General features: G+C 68.4%; 16 protein-coding genes. 5 read left to right on the top strand and 11 right to left on the bottom strand.

The features are described 5' to 3' along the window. Positions 1 to 3: 3 nt before the first annotated feature. The 3 genes from cydB to K8O92_11700 form a co-directional block, all read right to left on the bottom strand. Entirely contained in the window at positions 4 to 1,035 is a 1,032-nt protein-coding gene (cydB, locus tag K8O92_11710) for a cytochrome d ubiquinol oxidase subunit II (GenBank protein ID UAK34449.1), read from the bottom strand. A gap of 9 nt (positions 1,036 to 1,044) precedes the next feature. Then, on the bottom strand, positions 1,045 to 2,538 hold the full coding sequence (locus K8O92_11705; protein UAK34448.1) for a cytochrome ubiquinol oxidase subunit I: 1,494 nt from the start codon (positions 2,536 to 2,538) through the stop codon (positions 1,045 to 1,047). Between the two features lie 273 nt (positions 2,539 to 2,811). Continuing rightward, a complete protein-coding gene (locus K8O92_11700) occupies positions 2,812 to 3,732 on the bottom strand; it encodes an aminodeoxychorismate lyase (protein ID UAK34447.1) in 921 nt (306 codons plus the stop codon). A gap of 116 nt (positions 3,733 to 3,848) precedes the next feature. On the opposite strand from K8O92_11700, the gene K8O92_11695 reads away from it, so the two are divergent. The 4 genes from K8O92_11695 (at position 3,849) to K8O92_11680 (ending at position 7,188) form a co-directional block, all read left to right on the top strand. Beyond that, on the top strand, positions 3,849 to 5,030 hold the full coding sequence (locus tag K8O92_11695; GenBank protein ID UAK34446.1) for a folate-binding protein: 1,182 nt from the start codon (positions 3,849 to 3,851) through the stop codon (positions 5,028 to 5,030). A 110-nt stretch (positions 5,031 to 5,140) separates the two neighbouring features. Further along, positions 5,141 to 5,857, top strand: a complete 717-nt coding sequence (locus K8O92_11690) for an MOSC domain-containing protein (protein ID UAK34445.1) — start codon at positions 5,141 to 5,143, stop codon at positions 5,855 to 5,857. Then, entirely contained in the window at positions 5,854 to 6,807 is a 954-nt protein-coding gene (locus K8O92_11685; protein UAK34444.1) for an asparaginase, read from the top strand. The genes K8O92_11690 and K8O92_11685 overlap by 4 nt, the downstream gene beginning before the upstream one ends. A 174-nt stretch (positions 6,808 to 6,981) precedes the next feature. Then, positions 6,982 to 7,188, top strand: a complete 207-nt coding sequence (locus K8O92_11680; GenBank protein UAK34443.1) for a DUF3073 domain-containing protein — start codon at positions 6,982 to 6,984, stop codon at positions 7,186 to 7,188. 147 nt (positions 7,189 to 7,335) lie between these two features. On the opposite strand, the gene purM is transcribed toward K8O92_11680, so the two are convergent. From purM to purF, 6 genes are all read right to left on the bottom strand, one after another. Then, positions 7,336 to 8,412 (bottom strand): phosphoribosylformylglycinamidine cyclo-ligase, encoded by a 1,077-nt coding sequence (gene purM / locus K8O92_11675; protein ID UAK34442.1) that lies wholly within the window; start codon positions 8,410 to 8,412, stop codon positions 7,336 to 7,338. A gap of 130 nt (positions 8,413 to 8,542) precedes the next feature. Then, entirely contained in the window at positions 8,543 to 10,234 is a 1,692-nt protein-coding gene (locus K8O92_11670) for an ABC transporter ATP-binding protein (GenBank protein UAK34441.1), read from the bottom strand. Next, the gene (locus tag K8O92_11665) at positions 10,227 to 11,270 is read right to left on the bottom strand and encodes an ABC transporter permease (GenBank protein UAK34440.1); all 1,044 of its coding nucleotides are present in this window, start codon (positions 11,268 to 11,270) and stop codon (positions 10,227 to 10,229) included. Before K8O92_11665 ends, K8O92_11670 begins: the two co-directional genes overlap by 8 nt. Further along, the gene (locus K8O92_11660; protein UAK35636.1) at positions 11,270 to 12,262 is read right to left on the bottom strand and encodes an ABC transporter permease; all 993 of its coding nucleotides are present in this window, start codon (positions 12,260 to 12,262) and stop codon (positions 11,270 to 11,272) included. Before K8O92_11660 ends, K8O92_11665 begins: the two co-directional genes overlap by 1 nt. A 143-nt stretch (positions 12,263 to 12,405) precedes the next feature. Further along, the gene (locus tag K8O92_11655; GenBank protein ID UAK34439.1) at positions 12,406 to 14,013 is read right to left on the bottom strand and encodes a peptide ABC transporter substrate-binding protein; all 1,608 of its coding nucleotides are present in this window, start codon (positions 14,011 to 14,013) and stop codon (positions 12,406 to 12,408) included. Between the two features lie 321 nt (positions 14,014 to 14,334). Then, positions 14,335 to 15,927 carry an amidophosphoribosyltransferase gene (gene purF, locus K8O92_11650; GenBank protein ID UAK34438.1) on the bottom strand — a complete coding sequence of 531 codons (1,593 nt, stop codon included), beginning with the start codon at positions 15,925 to 15,927 and terminating at the stop codon, positions 14,335 to 14,337. A 216-nt stretch (positions 15,928 to 16,143) separates the two neighbouring features. Between purF and K8O92_11645 the strand changes: the two genes are divergently transcribed. Then, positions 16,144 to 17,412 (top strand): SNG1 family protein, encoded by a 1,269-nt coding sequence (locus K8O92_11645; protein ID UAK35635.1) that lies wholly within the window; start codon positions 16,144 to 16,146, stop codon positions 17,410 to 17,412. 125 nt (positions 17,413 to 17,537) lie between these two features. Here the strand turns inward: K8O92_11645 and K8O92_11640 are convergent, their stop codons facing one another. After that, positions 17,538 to 17,900, bottom strand: coding sequence for a hypothetical protein (locus K8O92_11640; GenBank protein UAK35634.1), 363 nt, complete (start codon positions 17,898 to 17,900; stop codon positions 17,538 to 17,540). Positions 17,901 to 18,026: 126 nt separating this feature from the next. After that, positions 18,027 to 19,481 carry a beta-lactamase family protein gene (locus K8O92_11635; protein UAK34437.1) on the bottom strand — a complete coding sequence of 485 codons (1,455 nt, stop codon included), beginning with the start codon at positions 19,479 to 19,481 and terminating at the stop codon, positions 18,027 to 18,029. Positions 19,482 to 19,678 lie beyond the last annotated feature (197 nt).

Here is a 19,678-nt window from a genome sequence, read left to right as displayed (position 1 = left end):
GCGTCAATCCTTCGCGGGCTGCAAGGGCAGACCGACCGGTGGCGGGATCTGCTCGACGGTGATCCGCTTGCGGAACACCCAGTACGTCCAACCCTGGTACACCAGCACGACCGGCGTGACCAGTGCCGCAGCCCAGCTCATCACCTTCAGCGTGTACGGGGTCGAGGACGCGTTGTGGATCGTCAGATCGAATGCCGCATCTATCGTCGAGGGAAGCACGTTGGGGAAGAGCGACCCGAACAGCAGCGCGGTCGCCGCGGCGACGGTCACCGTGGTGCCGGTGAACGCCCACCCGTCGCGGTGCGCGAAGTCGGCGGCCGCCGCGACGACGAGTCCGAGCACGGCCAGCCCCAGCGGGATCCATGTCCAGCCTGTCCCGTGGGAAAGCTGGGTCCACACGCCGAATCCGCCGACCACCAGCACGGTCGGGATCAACAGCAGCCGGGCCGTGCGCCGCGCGTCGTCGCGTATCTCACCGGCGGTCTTCAGCACCAGGAACATCGCTCCGTGCAGCGCGAACAGCAGTCCGGTCGCCGAACCGCCCAGCAGGGCGTAGGGCCCGAACAGGTCCGCCACCGAACCCGCGAACTGCTTCTTCTCGTTCAGCGGAACCCCGTGCACCACGTTGGCGAACACCCAGCCCCAGGCCAGCGCCGGAACCCAGGAACCGATGCCGATGCCGACATCGCAGCGGGCCCGCCAGCGCGGGTCGTCGATCTTGCCGCGGTACTCGATGGCGCAGATCCGCAGGATCAGCGCGACGAGCACCAGCAGCAACGCCAGATAGAAACCCGAGAACAGGCTGGCGTACCACTCCGGGAACGCGGCGAACATCGCGGCGCCCGCGGTGATCAGCCAGACCTCGTTGGCATCCCACACCGGTCCGATCGTGTTGAGCACCGCGCGCCTGCGCACGTCGGATCCCTTGCCGAGGATCGGCATGAGCATGCCGACGCCGAAATCGAAGCCCTCCAGCACGAAGTAGCCGGTGAACAGCACGCCGATCAAGACGAACCAGAACTCTTGCAGACTCATCGCCGGCTCCTAGTAGGCGAACGAAAGTTGTTCGACGGCAGATTCTTCGGCACGCCGGTCGCCCGAGGACGCGTCCGTGTCGTCCTTGTCGTGGGCGAAGCGTGCGGCCGGGTCGGGCCCGTGGATCACGTACCGGCGCATCAGGTAGAACCACACGATCGCGAGCGCGCCGTACAGCAGCGTGAAGGTGATCAGCGAGAACAGCACGACGCCGGCCGAGTGGTTCGAGACGCCCTGCGCGACGGTGAGACGCACGTTCGGGTCGCCGGTGGGATTGGGCACGACCACCCAGGGCTGGCGCCCCATCTCGGTGAACACCCATCCCGCGCTGTTGGCCAGGAACGGCGTCGGGATGACCAGCAGGCTCAGCCAGGAGAACCAGCGCTGGTCGGGTACCCGGCCGCGGCGGGTCAGCCACAGCCCGGCCAGCGCGAGCAACGCCGAACCCGCCGACAGGCCGATCATGGCGCGGAACGACCAGTAGGTGACGAACAGGTTCGGCCGGTAGTCGCCGACTCCGAACTGTTCGTTGTATGCCTTCTGCAGGTCGACGACGCCGTCCAGCGTCACGCCGGTGAACTCCCCCTCCGCCAGCCAGGGCAGCACGTACGGCACTTCGAGCACGTGTGTGACGCTGTCGCAGTTGTTGTGCGTGCCGACGGTGAGGACGGAGAAATGGGGATCGGTCGCGGTGTGGCACAACGATTCCGCCGAGGCCATCTTCATCGGCTGCTGCTCGAACATCAGCTTGCCTTGCACGTCACCGGTGTAGATCAGCGCGGCCAGCGACACCACGGTCACGACGATGCCCGCCCGCGCGGCCGGCCGCCACATCGCGCGCGCGTCGGCGAGTTTCGCCTCATCGCCGCTGCGTGCGTTGCGCACCATCCACCAGCCCGCGATGCCCGCGACGAACGTGCCCGCCGTAAGGAAGGATCCGGCGACCACGTGCGGGAAAGCCGCCAGCAAGGTGTTGTTGGTGAGCACCGCCACGATGCTCTCCAGCTCCGCGCGACCGGTCTCCGGGTTGTAGCGGGCCCCGACCGGATGCTGCATGAACGAGTTGGCCGCGACGATGAAGTACGCCGAGGCGTTCACGCCGATCGCGACCATCCAGATCGCGCCGAGGTGCAGCAGTTTCGGCAGCCGGGTCCAGCCGAAGATCCACAGTCCGAGGAAGGTCGACTCCATGAAGAAGGCGATCAAGCCTTCCAGCGCGAGCGGGGCGCCGAACACATCGCCGACGAACCGGGAGTACTCGCTCCAGTTCATGCCGAACTGGAACTCCTGCACGATGCCGGTCGCGACACCGAGCGCGAAGTTGATCAGGAACAGCTTGCCGAAGAACTTGGTCAGCCGCAGCCAATGCTGTCTGCCGGTGATCACCCATGCCGTCTGCATGGCAGCCACCAGCGGGGCGAGTCCGATGGTCAGCGGCACCAGGAGGAAGTGATAGACCGTCGTGATGCCGAACTGCCATCGCGAGATGTCCAAAGCGTTCAAGCCGGCCTCCTACCTGTCTACGACATGTCGTAGTAAGACTACGCCGGAGGCGACTGCCGACAATGCGGCCTAGACCACGAGAGCAGCGCAGTTACCGCCCATTCGGCGGGTTTCGCGTGCTCATCGCCACCCCGCTCCCCGCCGAATAGGACGGAGATCACGGGGCAGCGCTGATCACCAGGACGCCCCGCCTACCCATAACCGATTCCGCGAGCACTCCCGCCCCGCCGCGGCAACCGGCCGGTACGCCCGACTTCCGCCAGAGGCGGGCAGTCACCAGTCGCCGATGGCGCCCGCCCGCTCGATGCCGCGGTCGACCAGCTCGATGATCTCCGCGGCGTTGTCCGGCGCGGACATCCGCAGGCCGTCCAGCGAATTGACCCGCGCCGCAAGCGAGATGCTCGACAACATCCAGATGCTGTCGCAGGTGAGCAGGTCGGCGGTGAACAGCGAGTGATACCGGCACTGCCAGCCCGCCTTCTCGGCCTCGGCGAACAGCGCGCGCTGGGTGACGCCGGGCAGCACGCCGTTCTTGGCGGGCGGGGTGATCAGCTGCTTGTCGCGCGCGATCACCACGGTGGACCGCGGCCCCTCCAGCACCCGGTTCTCCGTACTGGTGAAGATCACGTCGTCCGCGCCCATCCGCGCGGCGAATCGCAGGGCGGCCATGTTGGTGGCGTAGGACAGCGTTTTGGCTCCGAGCAACTGCCACGGCGCCGCCTGCGCGAGGTCGACCGAGATGCCACGCGACAGGCTCACCACGGCGACGCCTTCGGTGCGGGCCTTCTCCACGCGCTCGGGCACCGGCACCACGAGCACGAAAGCCGTCGGCACCGGCACGGCGGCGGCGAGGTCACCGGTCTTGACCTTGTCGGGCGTGCCTGCCAGCTCGGAGTCGCGGCCGCGGGTCAGCACCAGCCGCATCACGCCTTCGCGTTCGCTGCCCCACTCCTTGGCGGCGGTCTCCACCGCCTCGCGCCATCGGCCCAGCTCCGGCTCGGGCAGATCGAGCGCCTGTGCGGAACGGCGCAATCTGCCTAGATGAAATTCGATCGCGCACGCGACGCCCGCGCGCACGAGAACCGTTTCGAAGACACCATCGCCACGCAATACGCCAATATCGTCCGCAAACAACAACGGCGCATCCGCATCCCGGACAGCGCCATCAAGAGTTACCAGAACTCGATCCACCATGCGACGAGCGTAGGCGCTGAGAGCGGACAATGCCTACGTCACGGCCGCTTTCGCGAGACCTTTTGTCGAGGTTCCCCGCAACCCCGGCCACAATGCTCGCACAATGCCGATCCGCTATGCCGGACTCCGGCGCGGCGGCCCGGTTCGCGCACCACCGAGCGGCCCCGCCTAGAGTGGGAGAGGTGTCCGTGGTCGTTGCGCCCAGCCCCATCCTCAGTGTGTCGGGAGCCGTCGCGGGAGCGGTGGGTTCACCCGACGCCGCCGTCTCCTGGCACTACGGCGATCCGTTCGGCGAACAGCGCGCGGCGGCGCAGCGCGCCGCGATCGTCGACCGTTCGCATCGTTACGTCCTGCGCATCACCGGCGCGGAGCGGCTCACCTGGTTGCACACCATCTCGAGTCAGCATGTCGCCGACCTCGGTGACGGGCAGTCCGCGGAGAATCTCGACCTCGATCTGAACGGCCGGGTGCTGCACCACTTCGTGCTCACCGAGCTGGACGGCACCGTCTGGATCGACACCGAGGCCGAGCGCGGTCCCGACCTGCTCGCGTTCCTGCAGCGCATGGTCTTCTGGGCCGACGCCAAGCCGGTCGAAGCTACCGACCACGCGGTGCTGAGCCTGCTCGGGCCAGGCGTCACCGGCCTGACCGAAGCGCTCGGCGTCACCGCTCTTCCCGGCGTGTACGAGGCGGCGCCCCTGCCCGGCGGCGGTTTCGTGCGCCGGATGCCGTGGCCGACGCCCGACTCCTTCGACCTGGTCGTCCCCCGCGATCAGCTGACCGACCTGTGGGCCCGGCTCACCGCCGCCGGGGCCGCCCCCGCCGGGATGTGGGCCTTCGAGGCGCTGCGCGTCGCGGCCGTTCGCCCGCGGATCGGACTGGACACAGACGAGCGGACCATCCCGCACGAGGCCCGCTGGATCGGCGGTGTCGCCGAACAGGGCGCGGTGCACCTGGACAAGGGCTGCTATCGCGGCCAGGAAACCGTGGCCAGGGTGCACAATCTCGGCAAGCCGCCGCGGCATCTACTGCTGCTGCACCTCGACGGTTCGGCGGACGAGCGCCCGGTCACCGGCGACGATGTCACCGCGGGTGGACGCACGGTCGGCAGGCTCGGCACAGTGGTCGACCACCACGAACTCGGCCCGATCGCCCTTGCCCTGGTCAAGCGCGCGGTTCCGGCCGACACCGCGCTGGCCGCGGGACCGGTCGCGGCGTCCATCGATCCCGATTCGGTGCCCTCCGACGACGCGCCGCAGGCAGGCCGGGCCGCGATCGACCGGCTGCGCGGGCGCTGACCTGTTGACCGAGCACCAGCCGGCGTGGGGCCTTCCCGAGCCGACGTCTCCACCCTTGCTCAGCGCCGAGTTCCCCATCCCTGACCTCTTTGACGAGAGGAGCGCTGCCCATGCGCGTCGGTGACACCGGCGAGGTCCTCGCCGCCTGCGTCGTGCACGCCGAACTCGAGATGCCGGGGCGGGTCGGCCGCACCGCCATCGACAAGCGACCGGTTGCCGGGCGGGTCGCGGTGCGCGCACGCGGTTTGGACGGCGACTACGTCTGCGACACCAAATACCACGGTGGCGTGCACCAGGCCGTCTACGCCTACGCCGACGAGGATGCCCGCCGCTGGGGCGAGGAACTCGGCCGTGAGCTGCCCGCCGGGTGGTTCGGCGAAAACTTGCGGGTCAGTGGGCTTCCGGTCAGCGATTCGGTGATCGGCGCGCGCTGGTCGGTCGGCGACACCTTGCTGGAGGTCACCGCACCGCGCGTGCCGTGCGCGACGTTCCAGCACTGGAGTGGCGAGAAGCAGTGGGTGAAGCGGTTCACGCTGCGCAGCGACACCGGCGCCTACCTGCGGGTGCTCACCGAGGGAACGATCGGGGCCGGCGACCCGATCTCGGTCGTGCACGTCCCCGACCACGGCATCACCGTCCGCGACGTGTTCACCGGCGCCGATCTCGACCTGCTCGCGATCCTGCTGGCCGAGGAGCCGACCGTCTCCGACGAAGTGCGCATGCAGGTCGAGCGGCACGCGCGCAGACATGCCAACGCCGCGCGCGCCGCCGCGCAGCGGGATACGGCGGCCGAAGCCGGCGACCTGGGCACGGGAGCGCGACTGTGAGTGTGGAACTGGTCGAAGTCGTCCGCTCGGGTTTCCGAGAATGCGTGCACCGCGGCTCGGTGGTGGTGCTCGACGCCGCGGGCGAGCCGACCCTCGAGCTGGGTGAGGTGCATCTGCCGCTCTTCCCTCGCTCGACGAACAAGCCGATGCAGGCGATCACCATGCTGCGCAACGGTTTCCAACCGCTCGACGACGCCGAACTGGCCATCGCCACCGCCTCGCACTTCGGCGAACCGGACCACGTCGCGCTGGTGCGCAGGCTGCTGGACCGCTTCGGCTTCCCCGACTCGTCCCTGGCCTGCCCGGCCGATCTGCCCTACGACGAGCGCGCCCGTGCCGCGGCGCTGGCCGACGGGCGGCAGCCGCATCCCATCTACATGAACTGCTCCGGCAAGCACGCGGCGATGCTCGCGACCTGCGCGGTCAACGGCTGGCCCACCGAGGGCTACCAGGACCAGGCGCATCCGCTGCAGCGGGCGGTGATCGCCACGGTGGCCGATCTGACCGGCGAGCCGGAAGCCGATCTGGGCATCGACGGCTGTGGGCTACCGATCATCCCGGTCTCGCTGGTCAACCTCGCACGGGTGTTCGCGACCATGGCGACCGCCGAGACCGGCACCCCGGAACGCCGGGTCGCCGACGCGATCCGCGCCCATCCGCGAGTGATTTGCGGCACCAACGGCCCCGACCTGCTCGCCATGCGGGCCACGCCGGGGCTGGTGTGCAAGATCGGCGCGGACGGCGTGCACGCTGGGGCGCTGCCGGACGGATCGGCTTTCGCGTACAAGATCGATGACGGCCACGATCGCGCTCGAATGCCGTTGACGCTGGCCATTCTGCATCGGATGGGGATCGAGTGGACCGATGCGCACGCGGAGCTGGCGGCCCCCGCGGTGCTCGGTGGGGGCGCTCGAGTCGGTGTGATTCGCGCTATACCGGGCGTACTCTAGCTATTCCACGGCGGGCGACAAGCGGGCAAACGGCACCGGTTCCGGAGTTCTTCACCCACTCCTGGAAGCGAGACCGCCGGACACACGCTAAAGTGTCTGTCAGGAAGAGTATTAATTCGAACGGGGCCGCCACCAAACCCCAGGCCGCCCCGCTGTGACGCGAGGGGGTCAGCCATGGGCCGTGGCCGGGCTAAGGCAAAGCAGACCAAGGTCGCACGCGAGCTGAAGTACAGCTCGACGCCGACCGACTTCGCGAGCCTTCAGCGCGAGCTTTCGGGAAGCCCCACCTCCCAGCGGAGTGGTGTGCTGTCCGATGAGCACGACGCGGACGACTCCTTGTCCCGCTGGGATGAGGACGACTACGACGACTGGCGCCGCTGACTCGGATTTACGTGTGAAGGGGGAGGCCGACGGGCCTCCCCCTTCGAACGTTGCCGCAGGTCGACGTCACTGGCGCCGAAAAGGCTTGCAACACACTGGAGTCCCGCATCGAACCGGATGCGGGACTCTGACGTGTCTTCGCCGCGGTCAGAACCGCGGATGCTCACCGATCAGCACGGCGCGCACGGCGTCGGCGTCCTTGGCCTTCTTGACCGTGCCGAGTGTCCAGCACTCGATGTGCCGCGCGGTCAACACCGCCAGCGCCCGGTCCACGTCCTCCGGAGCGACCACGGCGACCATGCCGACGCCCATGTTGAACGTCTTCTCCATCTCGGCCCGCTCCACCCGGCCGCGCTGGGCGATCATCTTGAACACCGGCGCCGGGTTCCACGTGCCGCGATCCAGCTCGGCCACCATGCCCGGCGGCAGCACCCTGGCGAGATTGGCCGCCAAACCGCCGCCGGTGACGTGTGCGAAGGTGCGCACATCGGTCTCGGCGATCAGCGCTAGGCAGTCCTTGGCGTAGATCCTGGTCGGCTCGAGTAGCTCCTCGCCCAAGGTGCGGCCGAATTCCTCGACATGCCCGGTGAGCGACATGCGATCGATGTCGAGCAGCACCTTGCGAGCCAGGCTGTAGCCGTTGGAGTGCAGACCGGAGGACCCCATGGCGATCACCACGTCGCCGGGACGGACCCGGTCCGGCCCGAGCACCGCGTCGGCTTCGACCACGCCGATGCCGGTGGCGGACAGGTCGTAGTCGTCCGGGTCCATCAGGCCGGGGTGCTCGGCGGTCTCGCCGCCCAGCAGCGCGCACCCGGCGCGCACGCAGCCCTCGGCGATGCCGGAGACGAGTTCGGCGACCTTCTCCGGGACGACCTTGCCGATGGCGATGTAGTCCTGCAGGAACAGCGGTTCCGCACCGCAGACCACGAGGTCGTCCACCACCATGGCGACCAGGTCGAGGCCGACCGTGTCGTGTTTGTCCATCGCCTGCGCCACCGCGATCTTGGTGCCGACGCCGTCGGTGGAGGCCGCCAGCAGCGGTTCCCGGTAGCCGCCCTTGAGCGCGAACAGCCCGGCGAAACCACCGAGGCCGCCTTGGACCTCCGGCCGGGTCGCCTTCTTCGCCAATGGCCCGAACAACTCGACGGCGCGGTCACCTGCCTCGATGTCCACGCCTGCCGCGGCGTACGAGGCACCACCACTGGGGGTCTGTTCAGTCATTTTCGGGGAAAGCTCCAAACCGAATCGCCGGATAGATGCCTGCTCACGCTACCGGAGCCGGATAACGACCCCGCACCGGTGTTGGCTCGCCCTCTTGACAATAGGGCAGCGCGGGCCGTACAGCGGATCATCAGTCCATCTCACCCTCGGCGAACCGCCCGGCCGGCCGTGTGCGGCGTCGGCGCTGCCGTACCGGGTCGGGCACCGGTACCGCCTCGACCAGACGCCGGGTGTACTCCTCCCGCGGTGTGCGCAGGATGTGATCTCGATCACCTTCTTCGACCACCGCGCCGCCGCGCAACACCACGATGTGGTCGGCGAGCTGATCACACACCGCCAGATCGTGGCTGATGAACAGGCACGCCCAGCCGAACTCGCGCTGGAGCTGACCGAACAGCTCCAGCACCGCCGCCTGCACCGAGACGTCGAGCGCGCTGGTCGGCTCGTCGGCGACCAGCAGGTCCGGGCCGAGTACCAGGGCGCGAGCCAGGCTGGCGCGCTGCCGCTGTCCCCCGGACAGCTCATGCGGATACCGGCGTTCGATGCCCGCGGGCAACCGCACATCATCGAGCAGTCCGCGCACTGTGGTCCGGATATCCGCGGAACTCGCGGCCTTGTGCACGATCAGCGGTTCGGCCACGCACTCGCCCACGGTGAGCCGGGGATTCAGCGAACTGGCCGGGTCCTGGAAGACGAATCCGAAGCGCCGCCGGAGGGGCCGCAGCTTGCGCTGCGACAGTCCCGCGATGTCCTGGCCGCGCACCCGCACCGTTCCCGAGGTCGGCCGTTGCAGTGCCGCGACGCAGCGGCCGATGGTCGACTTGCCCGATCCGGACTCGCCGACCAGGCCGAGCGTCTCGCCGGGACCGATGCGCAGGCTCACCCCGTCAACGGCGCGGAAGCGCGGCCTGCCGAACGGGCCGGGGAATTCGACCACCAGATCGCGGACCTCGAGTACCGGATCGTCCTGGCTGTCGACGGCGGCCGCCGGGCGGTGCGCGATCTGCTCGGCGCCCAGATGGGGCACCGCGGCCAGCAGGGTGCGGGTGTACTCCGCCGCCGGACGCGCGAACAGTTCGTCCACCGCGGCCTGCTCGACCACCATGCCGTCTCGCATCACCACCACGCGGTCGGCGATATCGGCGACCACGCCCATGTTGTGCGTGATCAGCACGATCGCACTGCCGATCCGGTCGCGCAGGTCCCGCAGCAGGGCGAGGATCTCGGCCTGCACGGTGACGTCCAGCGCCGTGGTGGGCTCGTCTGCGATGATCACCTTCGGCTCGCAGGCGATGGCGATGGCGATCATCACGCGTTGTTTCTGGCCGCCGGAGAGCTGGTGTGGGTAGTAGTCCACCCGGTACTCGGGGTCGGGCAAGCCGACCAGGCGCAACAACTCCACGGCGCGTGCCTTCGCGGCCTTCTTGGTCAGATCGGTATGCGCCCGCAGCGCCTCGCCGATCTGGAAGCCGACGGTGAACAAGGGGTCCAGCGCCAGGCCCGGTTCCTGGAACACCATCGAGATCGCGCCGCCGCGCAGTGCGGTGAGCTGCTTCTCGCTCATCGCGGTGACCTGCTGGCCGCCCAGGGTGACCAGGCCGCGCACGGTCGCCGTCTCCGGCAGCAGACCCATCGCCGTGCGCGAGCTCACCGACTTGCCCGAACCGGATTCCCCGACGATGGCCAGCACTTCCCCCGGATCGACCTCGTAAGTGACGTCGGTGACCGCGTGCACCGGCCCCGCGTCGGTGGCGAAGGTGACCGACAGCGATTCGATGGACAGGGCGGGCCGCCTACGGTCGGCTGCGAAGGACTCAGCCATCGGTCGCATCCTTTGCTCTCGCACCCGTTGTGCCCCGCTCGTGGGACGCACCCTCGGGCTCGGCGACATCGGCCCGGATCACCGCCGCGGCGCGACGGGTGCGCAGCATCGGGTTGAGCACTTCGTTGAGGCTCTCGCCGACCAAAGTCATGCCGAGCACGACGAACACGATGGCTACGCCGGGGAAGACGCCGGTCCACCAGATGCCGTTGGACACGTCCGACAACGCCTTGTTCAGGTCGAAGCCCCACTCCGCGGCCTGAGTCGGTTCGATGCCGAAACCGAGGAAACCCAGGCCGGCCAGGGTGAGGATGGCCTCCGACCCGTTGAGCGTGACGATCACCGGCAGCGACTGGGTGACGTTGGCGAGGATGTGCCGGAACAGGATTCGCGTGGTCGACGCGCCGGTCACCCTGGCCGCGTCGACGTAGGGCTCCTGCTTCACGGCCACGGTCGCGTTGCGCACCACACGGAAATACTGCGGCACGAACACCGCCGTGATGGCCACCGCCGCCGACAGCACACCACCCAGGCTGGTCGAGCGACCGCCCGCGACCACGATGGATACCACGATCGCCAGCAGGAGCGTCGGGAACGCGTACATCGCGTCCATGAACAACACCAGCAGCCGGTCCGGCCAGCGGCCGATATAGCCGGACAGCAGCCCGAGCGGCACGCCGATCAGCAGCGAGAGCACCAGCGAGATCGTGATCACCCACAATGCGGTGCGCGCACCGTAGAGCACCCGGGAGAACACGTCTTCCCCGCGCACCGAGGTGCCGAACCAGTGCTCGGCCGACGGCGCTTGCTGACGGACGAAATCGAAGCCGTCGGCGGCGCTCTGGGCGAATCCGTACGGCGCGATCAGCGGAGCGAAGAGGGCGGCGACCACGAAGACGCCGATCGAGCCCAGCCCGAGGATCAACGTCGCTCGCTGTAAACCCGCCGTCAGCGAGAACAACCGCAAGCCCGGCACACCCCGGCGCGCCGCGGGCGGTGTGACCAGCGTTTCGGTCAACAGTTCCGGAGCGCTCATCAGAACCTCACCCTTGGATCGATCAGCGCCACCAGCACGTCCACCACGAAGCTCATCACGGCCACGATCAGTGCGATGAACGCGACGATGCCTTGCACGGCGACGAAATCGCGTGCCGACAGGTACTGCGTGAGCTGGTAGCCGAGGCCCTTCCACTCGAACGTGGTCTCGGTGAGCACCGACGCGCCGAGCATCATCGCGATCTGCATGCCCATCACCGTGACGATCGGGATCATCGCGTTGCGGAAGGCATGCCGGCCGGTCACCACCCGCCGGGACAGGCCACGCGCCCGCGCCGCCTCCACGTAGTCGGCGCGGAGGGTCTGGATCAGGTTGATCCGCACCAGCCGCAGGAAGATGCCCGCCGTGAGCAGGCCCAGGGCGATGGCGGGCAGCACGGCATGTTCCAGCACGTCGAGCAGGTATCGGGAGTCGCCGTAGCGGATCGCGTCGATCACCATGATGTTCGTTTTCGGCGACACGTGCTGCAATCGCAACTCCACGTTGGTGCTCGCCCGGCCCGCCACCGGCAGCCAGCCCAGCCGCACCGCGAACACCAGCTTCAGCAACAGCCCGACGAAGAAGACCGGTGCGGCGTAGAACAGGATCGCCAGCAACCGCAGCCCGGTGTCGGCGGTCGAATCCCGATGGGTCGCGGCGTATCTGCCCAGCGGGATGCCGATCGCGAACGCGACGACCAGGGCCCAGCACACCAGTTCCAGCGATGCCGCGCCGTAGGTGACGACCACCTCGCTGATCTCCCGGTTGTCCTGAGAGCGCCCGAGGTCCCCGTGCAAGAGCCCGGAGAGGTAGTCCCGGTACTGGGCCAGGATCGGCCGGTTCAGCCCGGCCGCCTCCTTGCGCGCTTCGATCTGTTGCTGGGTCATGCGCCCGCCCATCGCCGCGCTGATCGGGTCGCCGACCACGCGCATCAGGAAGAACACGACCGTCACCAGGATCCACGCGGTCACCGGAATCAGCAGCAGGCGCACGCCGAGGTAGCGCGCCAACGCGAGAGGACGGGACTGCTCGCCACCCCTGCCCGTTCGCCGCGGGCCGAAGCGCCGGGTCCGGACAGGTTTCGGTTCGATGTCCGCCGAAATAGTCGTTCCGGGCCCGGCTGTGTCGCCGGAACTCACTTGCTCAGCACCGCGTAGCGGAACTTGAACGACGCGTCGAGCGTCTGCTCCACGCCTTGCACGCCCGCGGCCGCGACCGCGATCTGTTTGCCGGACAGCAGCGGAACGATCGGCAGGAAGTTCCGCGCGAGGTCACGCTGGATCTGCTGGATCTGCTGGAATCGCTTGTCCTTGTCGGGTTGGGTCGCCTGGGCGATCAACTGCGCGGAGATGCCCGGGTCCTCGAAATGCGACTGCAAGAAATTGTTCGGACCGAAGAACGGAGAGAGGTAGTTGTCCGGGTCCGGGAAGTCCGGGAACCAGCCGAACTGGTAGAGCGGATAGCTGTCGCGGGCTCGTTCCCGCTGGTAGGTCACCCACTCGGTGGATTGCAGGTTCACCCGGAACAAGCCGGTGGCCTCCAGCTGCGACTTGATCGCGGCGTACTCCTCGGAGCTGCTGGAGCCGTAGTGGTCGGGGTTGTATTGGAGATTCAGCTCTACCGGCGTCGCCACCCCGGCGTCGGCGAGGAACTTCGCCGCCTGGTCCTTGTTCGGCTGGGCGCCGTAGAGATCCTTGAACGGCTCCGCCGCGCCCGGCATGCCCTGCGGGACCGAGGAATACGCGGGCAGATAGGTGTTCTTGTAGACACCGTCGGCCAGCGCCGCCCGGTCGACGGTGGACGCGACGGCCTTGCGCACGGCCAGCTTCTGCTCCGGCGTGCCGCCCGGCATGGTGTCCAGGTTGAACACGATGTAGCGCAATTCGCCGCCGGGGCCCTCGTGGACGGTGACCTCGCTGTCGGCCCGCAGCGATTCGATGTCGGTGGGTGTGAACGATCGATATCCGACGTCCAGCGACCCGTTCTGCAGGTCGAGCTTCATGTTGTCGGTGGTGGCGTAGTACTTCGTCGCTACCGTCTCGGTCTTCGGGGTCCCGAGGATGCCGTTGTAATCGGCGAACGTTCGGTACTCGACCAGCTTGTTCTTGTCGTAACCGGCGATGGTGTACGGACCGGAGTAGCCCTTGGCACGCACCACGTCCTCGTCCGGCATGACCTTGTCCGGCGCGTACACCCTCTCGTCGACGATCGGCCCCGCCTGGGTGGGCAGGATCGCGGGGAAGGTCTGGTCGTTGGCCACCTTCAATGTGAACGCGACCGTGCGCACGTCCACCACGTCGGTCTTCTCCAGGTTGCCGAGCAGGGACGCGGGCCCGTTCGGGTCGTTGATCCGCAGCATCCGGTCGAAGGAGAACTTGACGCTGGTCGCCGTCAGCGGGTTGCCGTTGGCGAACTTCAGGTTGTCCTTCAGCGTGCAGGTGTACACCGTCGGCGCGGTGAACTCGCACTTCTGCGCCGCGTCCGGCCGAGGCGTCGCGTCGCCGGGGGCGAAGTTGAGCAGGTACTGGTAGATCTGTGTCTCGGCGACCAGCGACCCGTTGTCGTATGCCGCCGCCGGATCGAGGGAGAAGATCTTGTCGGTGGTGCCCGTCACCAGGCCGTCACCGCCCGCACCGGTTCGTCCGGAACCACAGCCCGCCAGCGCCGACGCGGCCAACGTCACCAAGCCGACGACCGCGAGGGCGCGCGTCCCCGCCGAGCGACCGAACCTCGAATTCCTCATCACGGCCCCACTTCTCGAGCGCCGCACCGCATTCCCCCTGAATCGCAGGCCCGGTGCGGACCGGGTGAACTTCCGATCTGATCGGCACCGTACCTATGAAGCATTTTCGGCACGTTACGTTTTCGAAGAAAACTCGCGGCGACGTCAGCAGGTGTTATGTGCCGCGACTACGACCGCCGGAAAACCGGTCGTACGTCCAGGATCGGTGGAGGACGGACCGCGCGATGTCTCGAGCACGCCAGCTCGCGGTGCGCGACAAACGAACACGATCCGCGAGAACGCCTCGGACGAAACCGAACCGCGTGCCGCGGCGAACCAGGCTCAGGGACGGCTCAGCGCGCTCGCATTCGCGTTGTCCCCGAGCAGTGCGGCCTCGGACTGGCCGGTGAGCATGCCCTCGAGCACGTTTTTCCCGATGGCCGCCTCGGTGGGCAGCGGGATGGGATAGTTGCCGTCGAAGCACGCGGCGCACAGCCGCGAGCGCGGCTGCTCGGTCGCGGCGATCATGCCGTCGAGGGAGATGTAGCCGAGCGTGTCGGCGCCGATGGACCGGCGCACGCCCTCGACCATGTCCGCGACGTCGCCCTCGGTCCCCGCGCCGTTGGCGATCAGCTCCGCGCGTGAGGCGAAGTCGATACCGTAGAAGCACGGCCATTTCACCGGCGGCGAGGCGATCCGCACGTGAATCTCCAACGCGCCCGCCTCCCGCAACATCCGGATCAGCGCGCGCTGGGTGTTGCCGCGCACGATCGAATCGTCCACGACGATCAGACGCTTGCCCCGGATGACCTCGCGCAGCGGATTGAGCTTGAGCCGGATGCCCAGCTGCCGGATGGTCTGGCTCGGCTGAATGAACGTGCGCCCGACGTAGGCGTTCTTCATCAGGCCCTGGCCGTATGGCACCCCCGACCCCTGGGCGTAACCGACGGCCGCCGGCGTGCCGGATTCGGGCACCGGGATCACCAGGTCGGCGTCGACGGGATGCTCCTTGGCCAGGCGACGGCCGATCTCCACTCTCGTGGCGTGCACCGACCGGCCGGCGATGGTGCTGTCCGGCCGGGCCAGGTACACGTACTCGAAGACGCAGCCCTTGGGCTCGGGGTTGGCGAAGCGCATCGAGCGCACGCCCTCGGCGTCGATCGCCAGCAGTTCGCCGGGTTCGATCTCGCGGACGAAGGCGGCGCCGACGATGTCCAGCGCGGCGGTCTCACTGGCAACGACCCAGCCACGCTCGAGCCTGCCCAGGCACAGCGGGCGCACGCCGTGCGGGTCGCGCGCGGCGTAGAGCGTGTGCTCGTCCATGAAGGTCAGGCAGAACGCGCCCTTCAAAGTGGGCAGCAGTTCCATCGCGGCCTGCTCGATGCTGGAGTCGGCGGCGGCGTGCGCGAGCAGCGCGGTGACCACATCGGAGTCGGAGGTCGCGGCCGCGGGTTGCGGGCGGCCGCCGCGAACGGAGGCGCCGAGCAAGCCGTATTCGCGTGCGCGACTCGCCAATTCGGCGGTGTTGACCAGATTGCCGTTGTGTCCCAGGGCAAGGCCGGAACCGACCGCGGTGGTACGGAAGATGGGCTGGGCGTTTTCCCAGGTCACCCCGCCCGTGGTGGAGTAGCGACAGTGACCGACGGCGATGTGCCCCGGCATGGCCGCCAGCGTCTGCTCGTCGAACACCTGGCTGACCAGACCCAGGTCCTTGAAGACGAGGATCTGCGAACCGTCCGAGACCGCGATGCCCGCCGCCTCCTGCCCACGGTGCTGCAAAGCATAGAGACCGTAATACGTGAGCTTGGCCACTTCTTCGCTCGGCGCCCAGACTCCGAACACTCCGCACTCCTCGCGCGGCTCGTTCTCATCGACGTCCGGAGCGGAATACGAGGGGGCGGAAATGCTGTCGACCGGCAGTTCGGCGTTGGTCACCGTTTGCTCCCTGTTCGGGCGGGCTGGGGGCGAATTTCATTCTACGGGTGGTCGGCGGCGCGGTCGCACGGCCGCCGCATCCGAGCGGCAATCCAGGTGCTGCGAAGCGCGGCATTTCCGGTAGCGCCAGCTGTTACGGTGCGCACCGTGACGACTACGGACGATGCGGGCAAGACGGAGTCGGGCGCGGCCCCGGCGCGCAGGCCATGGCCTCGGATGGTGCTCTTTCCGCTCGCGGTGCTGAGCCTGCTCACCGCGCTGCTGGGCATCATGTACCTCGACTATGTCGTCGATCCGGAGAAGAACCTGCACGATTTCCCGATCGCCCTGGTCAATCAGGACGTCGGCGACACCATCGGCAGCGGCGCGGACAAGCGGCAGGTCGATTTCGGCAACCAGATCACCGAAGCGCTGTCCGCCGGGGTGCCGTCCGACAAGGTCGACCTGCGTGTGATCAGCATCAACGAATCCGAGCGGCAGATGCAGTCCGGGCAGGTCTACGGCGCGATCGTCATCCCGAGCGATTTCAGCAAGCGGCTCGGCAACTTGGGTGTGGGCAGTGTCATACCCGGCGATATCCAGCGGCCGATCATCACGTTGCAGACCAACCCGCGCACCGGCGCGTTCGGCACCCAAATCGTGCTGCGGGTCGGCAACGAGGCGCTGGCCGAGGTGAACAAGCAGGTCGGCAAGCAGTTGCTCGATCAGGTGACCGCGCAACTCGCCCCGCCGCCCGGAGGTCCCCCCGCGCCCGAACTCACGGGTGCGACCAAGGTCGCGCTGGCGTCGCCGATCCAGGTGGTCGAGCAGCAGTATCATCCGCTTCCGCACGGCAGCGGCCAGGGACTGACCGCGTTCTTCTACGCCCTGTTGCTGCTGTTGGCCGGTGTGGTCGGCGCGATGGTGATCCACACCATGATCGATGCCCAGCTCGGCTTCGTGCCCACCGAATACGGCCCCTGGTATGTGCACTATCCGCCGACGCCGATCTCCCGGTTCCGGACCCTGCTGCTCAAGTGGGGCGTGTTCGTGCTCGCGGCGAACATCGTCGCCGCGGTGTTCCTGGTCGTCGGCAAGCTGCTGGACATGCCGATCGGCAATCCGCTCGCCCTCTACCTCTACAGCGCGCTCGCCATGACCGCCGTGGGCGTGACCGGTCTGTCCATGCTGGCGGCGATCGGCTCGGCGGGCCTGCTGGTGAACCTGATCCTGTTCGTCATCCTCGGCTTGCCGTCCTCCGGAGGAACGGTGCCGATCGAGGCGACACCGCAGTACTTCGGCTGGCTCGCCTCCTTCGAGCCCATGCACCAGGTGTTCCTCGGGGTGCGCTCGATCCTGTACTTCGACTCGAGTTTCGAGGCGGGACTCACCCGCGGAGTGTGGATGGCGGTCCTCGGCTTGGCGATCGGGCTCATCTTCGGTGCGGCGGTCACCCGTTTCTACGACCGCAAGGGGCTGGAGCGCCGCAACATCCTCCAGGCGTGACCCGGCGCGTCGGAATACTCGGCATTGCGGGCGGCGGCACCCGCCCCGAGGGTCACCGACGCTCTCGAAGCCACGGCGAGCTCCGCAGCCGGACACGCTCCTCGATCGCGGGTGCGCGGTCCGCGTCAGGCAGTCGTGGCCCGCACGATCGGCAGCCAGTGGGCTATCTCGGCCGCACGGGTGCCCGAGGCGCTGACCGCACCGGAGGTCACGGCGGCGTCGAAGTCCAGCAGCCCGGTGGCCAGCAGGAGCCAGGTACGCGGGTCGGTCTCGACGACGTTCGGTGGGGTGCCCCTGGTGTGCCGGGGCCCCTCGACGCACTGCACCGCGACGAATGGCGGCACCCGGATCTCCACCGAGTGACCGGGCGCGGAGGCTGCCAGCGAGCGCGCAGTGGTCCGCACCGCCGCCGCGAGTGTCGCACGCGTAGGCGCTTTCTCGGACTCGTCGCGCAACCACTCGCTCACCGCCGCGACCGCGGCCCGCATCTGGGCGGGGTCGACCGTCCCTCGTCCTGCCACGGTTCCGACCCTACTTCCCTGCCCCCGTTGGCCTGTGTGGTCGCCCGCTGCCTCACGCCCGCGAACGGTGCGAGGCACCGGGCAGCCAGGCGGTCACGCCTTGGGGGTGGCGCGCATTCCGACGTAGCAGCATTCGGTGCCGTCGGTGAGGGTGTCGAAGACGACGGGCATGTAGTCCTCGCTGAAGGACGGGCCCGCGCCGGACGCGGCGAAGACGGTGGGACCGACGGGGGTCAGGTCCATGCTCAGCGCGGGTGACATGCCCGCCATACCGTCGACGAATTCGTAGAGCATGTGGCCGGTGCCGTCGTCCCGCTTGGTGACGGTGATCACCACTCCCGCCCGCCGGTAGGTGCCGACGAACGGGGCGATGTCCACCGCGGCCGGCGGGTCGGCCGGGCCGAACACCTCCGGCACCCGAACGTCCGCCAATTCGGCGAGCAGCTCGCGGAACAGGGCCGCGTAGAGCGGCCGCGCGCCACCACCGTTGGTGAGCAGCGCCACCGCGACGCCCGCTTCCGGCACTGCCCGCAGATACGCGTACTGGCCGATCGCGGCACCGTCGTGGCCGAATCCCTTGATGCCGTCCCAGTCGTAGAGGGTCCACCCGAGCCCCCAGCCGTCGGCGCTGACGGTCCACTTGTCCGGGACGTCGACCTCCCGCCGCCGCATCGCGGCGACCGACGCCGCGGAGAGGACCGCGGTGCCGTCGGCGGCGCGTCCGCCGTCGAGATGCATGCGGGCGAAGCGGACCATGTCACCCGCCGACGTGATCACCCGGGCCGCCGGCCCGACACTGCGGGGCATCGCGTCCCATTCCGGAGCGGGCTCCGGGTCGACGCCCGCCGCCCCGAGGTGGCTCATCGCGACGCGGAAACGCAGCGCCTGCTCGGGCAGCGTCACCAGGTGGCCGAGTCCCAGCGGGCCGGCGAGCATGTCCCGCACGGCCTCGTCCCAGGTCATGCCGGTGAGCACTTCGACGACGCGACCGAGCACCACATAGCCGAGGCTGCCGTAGGACATCGCCGTGCCGGGGGCGCAATCCAACGCCACATTCCGTGCCGCGGCGACGTATCCGGCGAGGCAATCGTCACCCCGCCCGGTGTCGTGGTTGAAATCGTTTGTGACACCGCCGGTATGGCTGAGCAGCTGCCTGATGGTGATCGTCGCCGTCGCCCGCTCGTCGGGAGTGGCGAATTCCGGCAGGACGTCCACCACCGGCGCGTCGAGGTCGAGCCTGCCCGCGTCGACGAGCCGCATGATCAGCGTCGCGGTGTACACCTTGGCGATCGAGCCGCAGAGGAACACCGAGTCGGTGGTCACCGGCACTCCCGTCCCCCGGTGCAGGACACCGCTGGCGATCTCGTAAACCTGTCCGTCCACCAGGACCGCCAGCGACGCGCCCGGCACGTGATGCTCGGCGCGCAGCTCGTCCAACCGTGCCTGCCAGCGGGCCACGGAGAACCTGCGCCCGGTCGAGGTCGTGCTCCCCCAGTCTCCGCGTACCTGCCACGCGCCCGTCTCGTCCCAGTTCACCGTGTTCGACATTTCTTCTCCCAGACTTTTCGCGTTGCGCACACCGTGCGCGTTATGCGAACACTGTACCCATATCGAAACGACGTGCGCAACTGTGTGGTTGCAGCCACTGTCCGGCTTCGGTTGCGGCAAGGCCCATTCGGCTCGGGAACGCCGCCGTGCCGACGACCGTCAGGACCGAGATCGACCAGGCAGCGGGGGCTTTTCCT

Source organism: Nocardia asteroides (assembly GCA_019930625.1).
Lineage (GTDB): Bacteria > Actinomycetota > Actinomycetes > Mycobacteriales > Mycobacteriaceae > Nocardia > Nocardia sputi.
Note: the sequence above shows the minus strand (reverse complement) of the source record. Positions and strands in the feature narration are given on the sequence as shown.

Excerpts from the sequence above, each read along its gene's own strand:
- cydB (UAK34449.1), bottom strand. The coding sequence starts at position 1,035 with ATGAGTCTGCAAGAGTTCTGGTTCGTCTTGATCGGCGTGCTGTTCACC.
- K8O92_11700 (UAK34447.1), bottom strand. The coding sequence starts at position 3,732 with ATGGTGGATCGAGTTCTGGTAACTCTTGATGGCGCTGTCCGGGATGCG.
- K8O92_11695 (UAK34446.1), top strand. The coding sequence starts at position 3,849 with ATGCCGGACTCCGGCGCGGCGGCCCGGTTCGCGCACCACCGAGCGGCC.
- K8O92_11690 (UAK34445.1), top strand. The coding sequence starts at position 5,141 with ATGCGCGTCGGTGACACCGGCGAGGTCCTCGCCGCCTGCGTCGTGCAC.
- K8O92_11680 (UAK34443.1), top strand. The coding sequence starts at position 6,982 with ATGGGCCGTGGCCGGGCTAAGGCAAAGCAGACCAAGGTCGCACGCGAG.
- purM (UAK34442.1), bottom strand. The coding sequence starts at position 8,412 with ATGACTGAACAGACCCCCAGTGGTGGTGCCTCGTACGCCGCGGCAGGC.
- K8O92_11670 (UAK34441.1), bottom strand. The coding sequence starts at position 10,234 with ATGGCTGAGTCCTTCGCAGCCGACCGTAGGCGGCCCGCCCTGTCCATC.
- K8O92_11665 (UAK34440.1), bottom strand. The coding sequence starts at position 11,270 with ATGAGCGCTCCGGAACTGTTGACCGAAACGCTGGTCACACCGCCCGCG.
- K8O92_11655 (UAK34439.1), bottom strand. The coding sequence starts at position 14,013 with ATGAGGAATTCGAGGTTCGGTCGCTCGGCGGGGACGCGCGCCCTCGCG.
- K8O92_11645 (UAK35635.1), top strand. The coding sequence starts at position 16,144 with ATGGTGCTCTTTCCGCTCGCGGTGCTGAGCCTGCTCACCGCGCTGCTG.
- K8O92_11640 (UAK35634.1), bottom strand. The coding sequence starts at position 17,900 with ATGCGGGCCGCGGTCGCGGCGGTGAGCGAGTGGTTGCGCGACGAGTCC.
- K8O92_11635 (UAK34437.1), bottom strand. The coding sequence starts at position 19,481 with ATGTCGAACACGGTGAACTGGGACGAGACGGGCGCGTGGCAGGTACGC.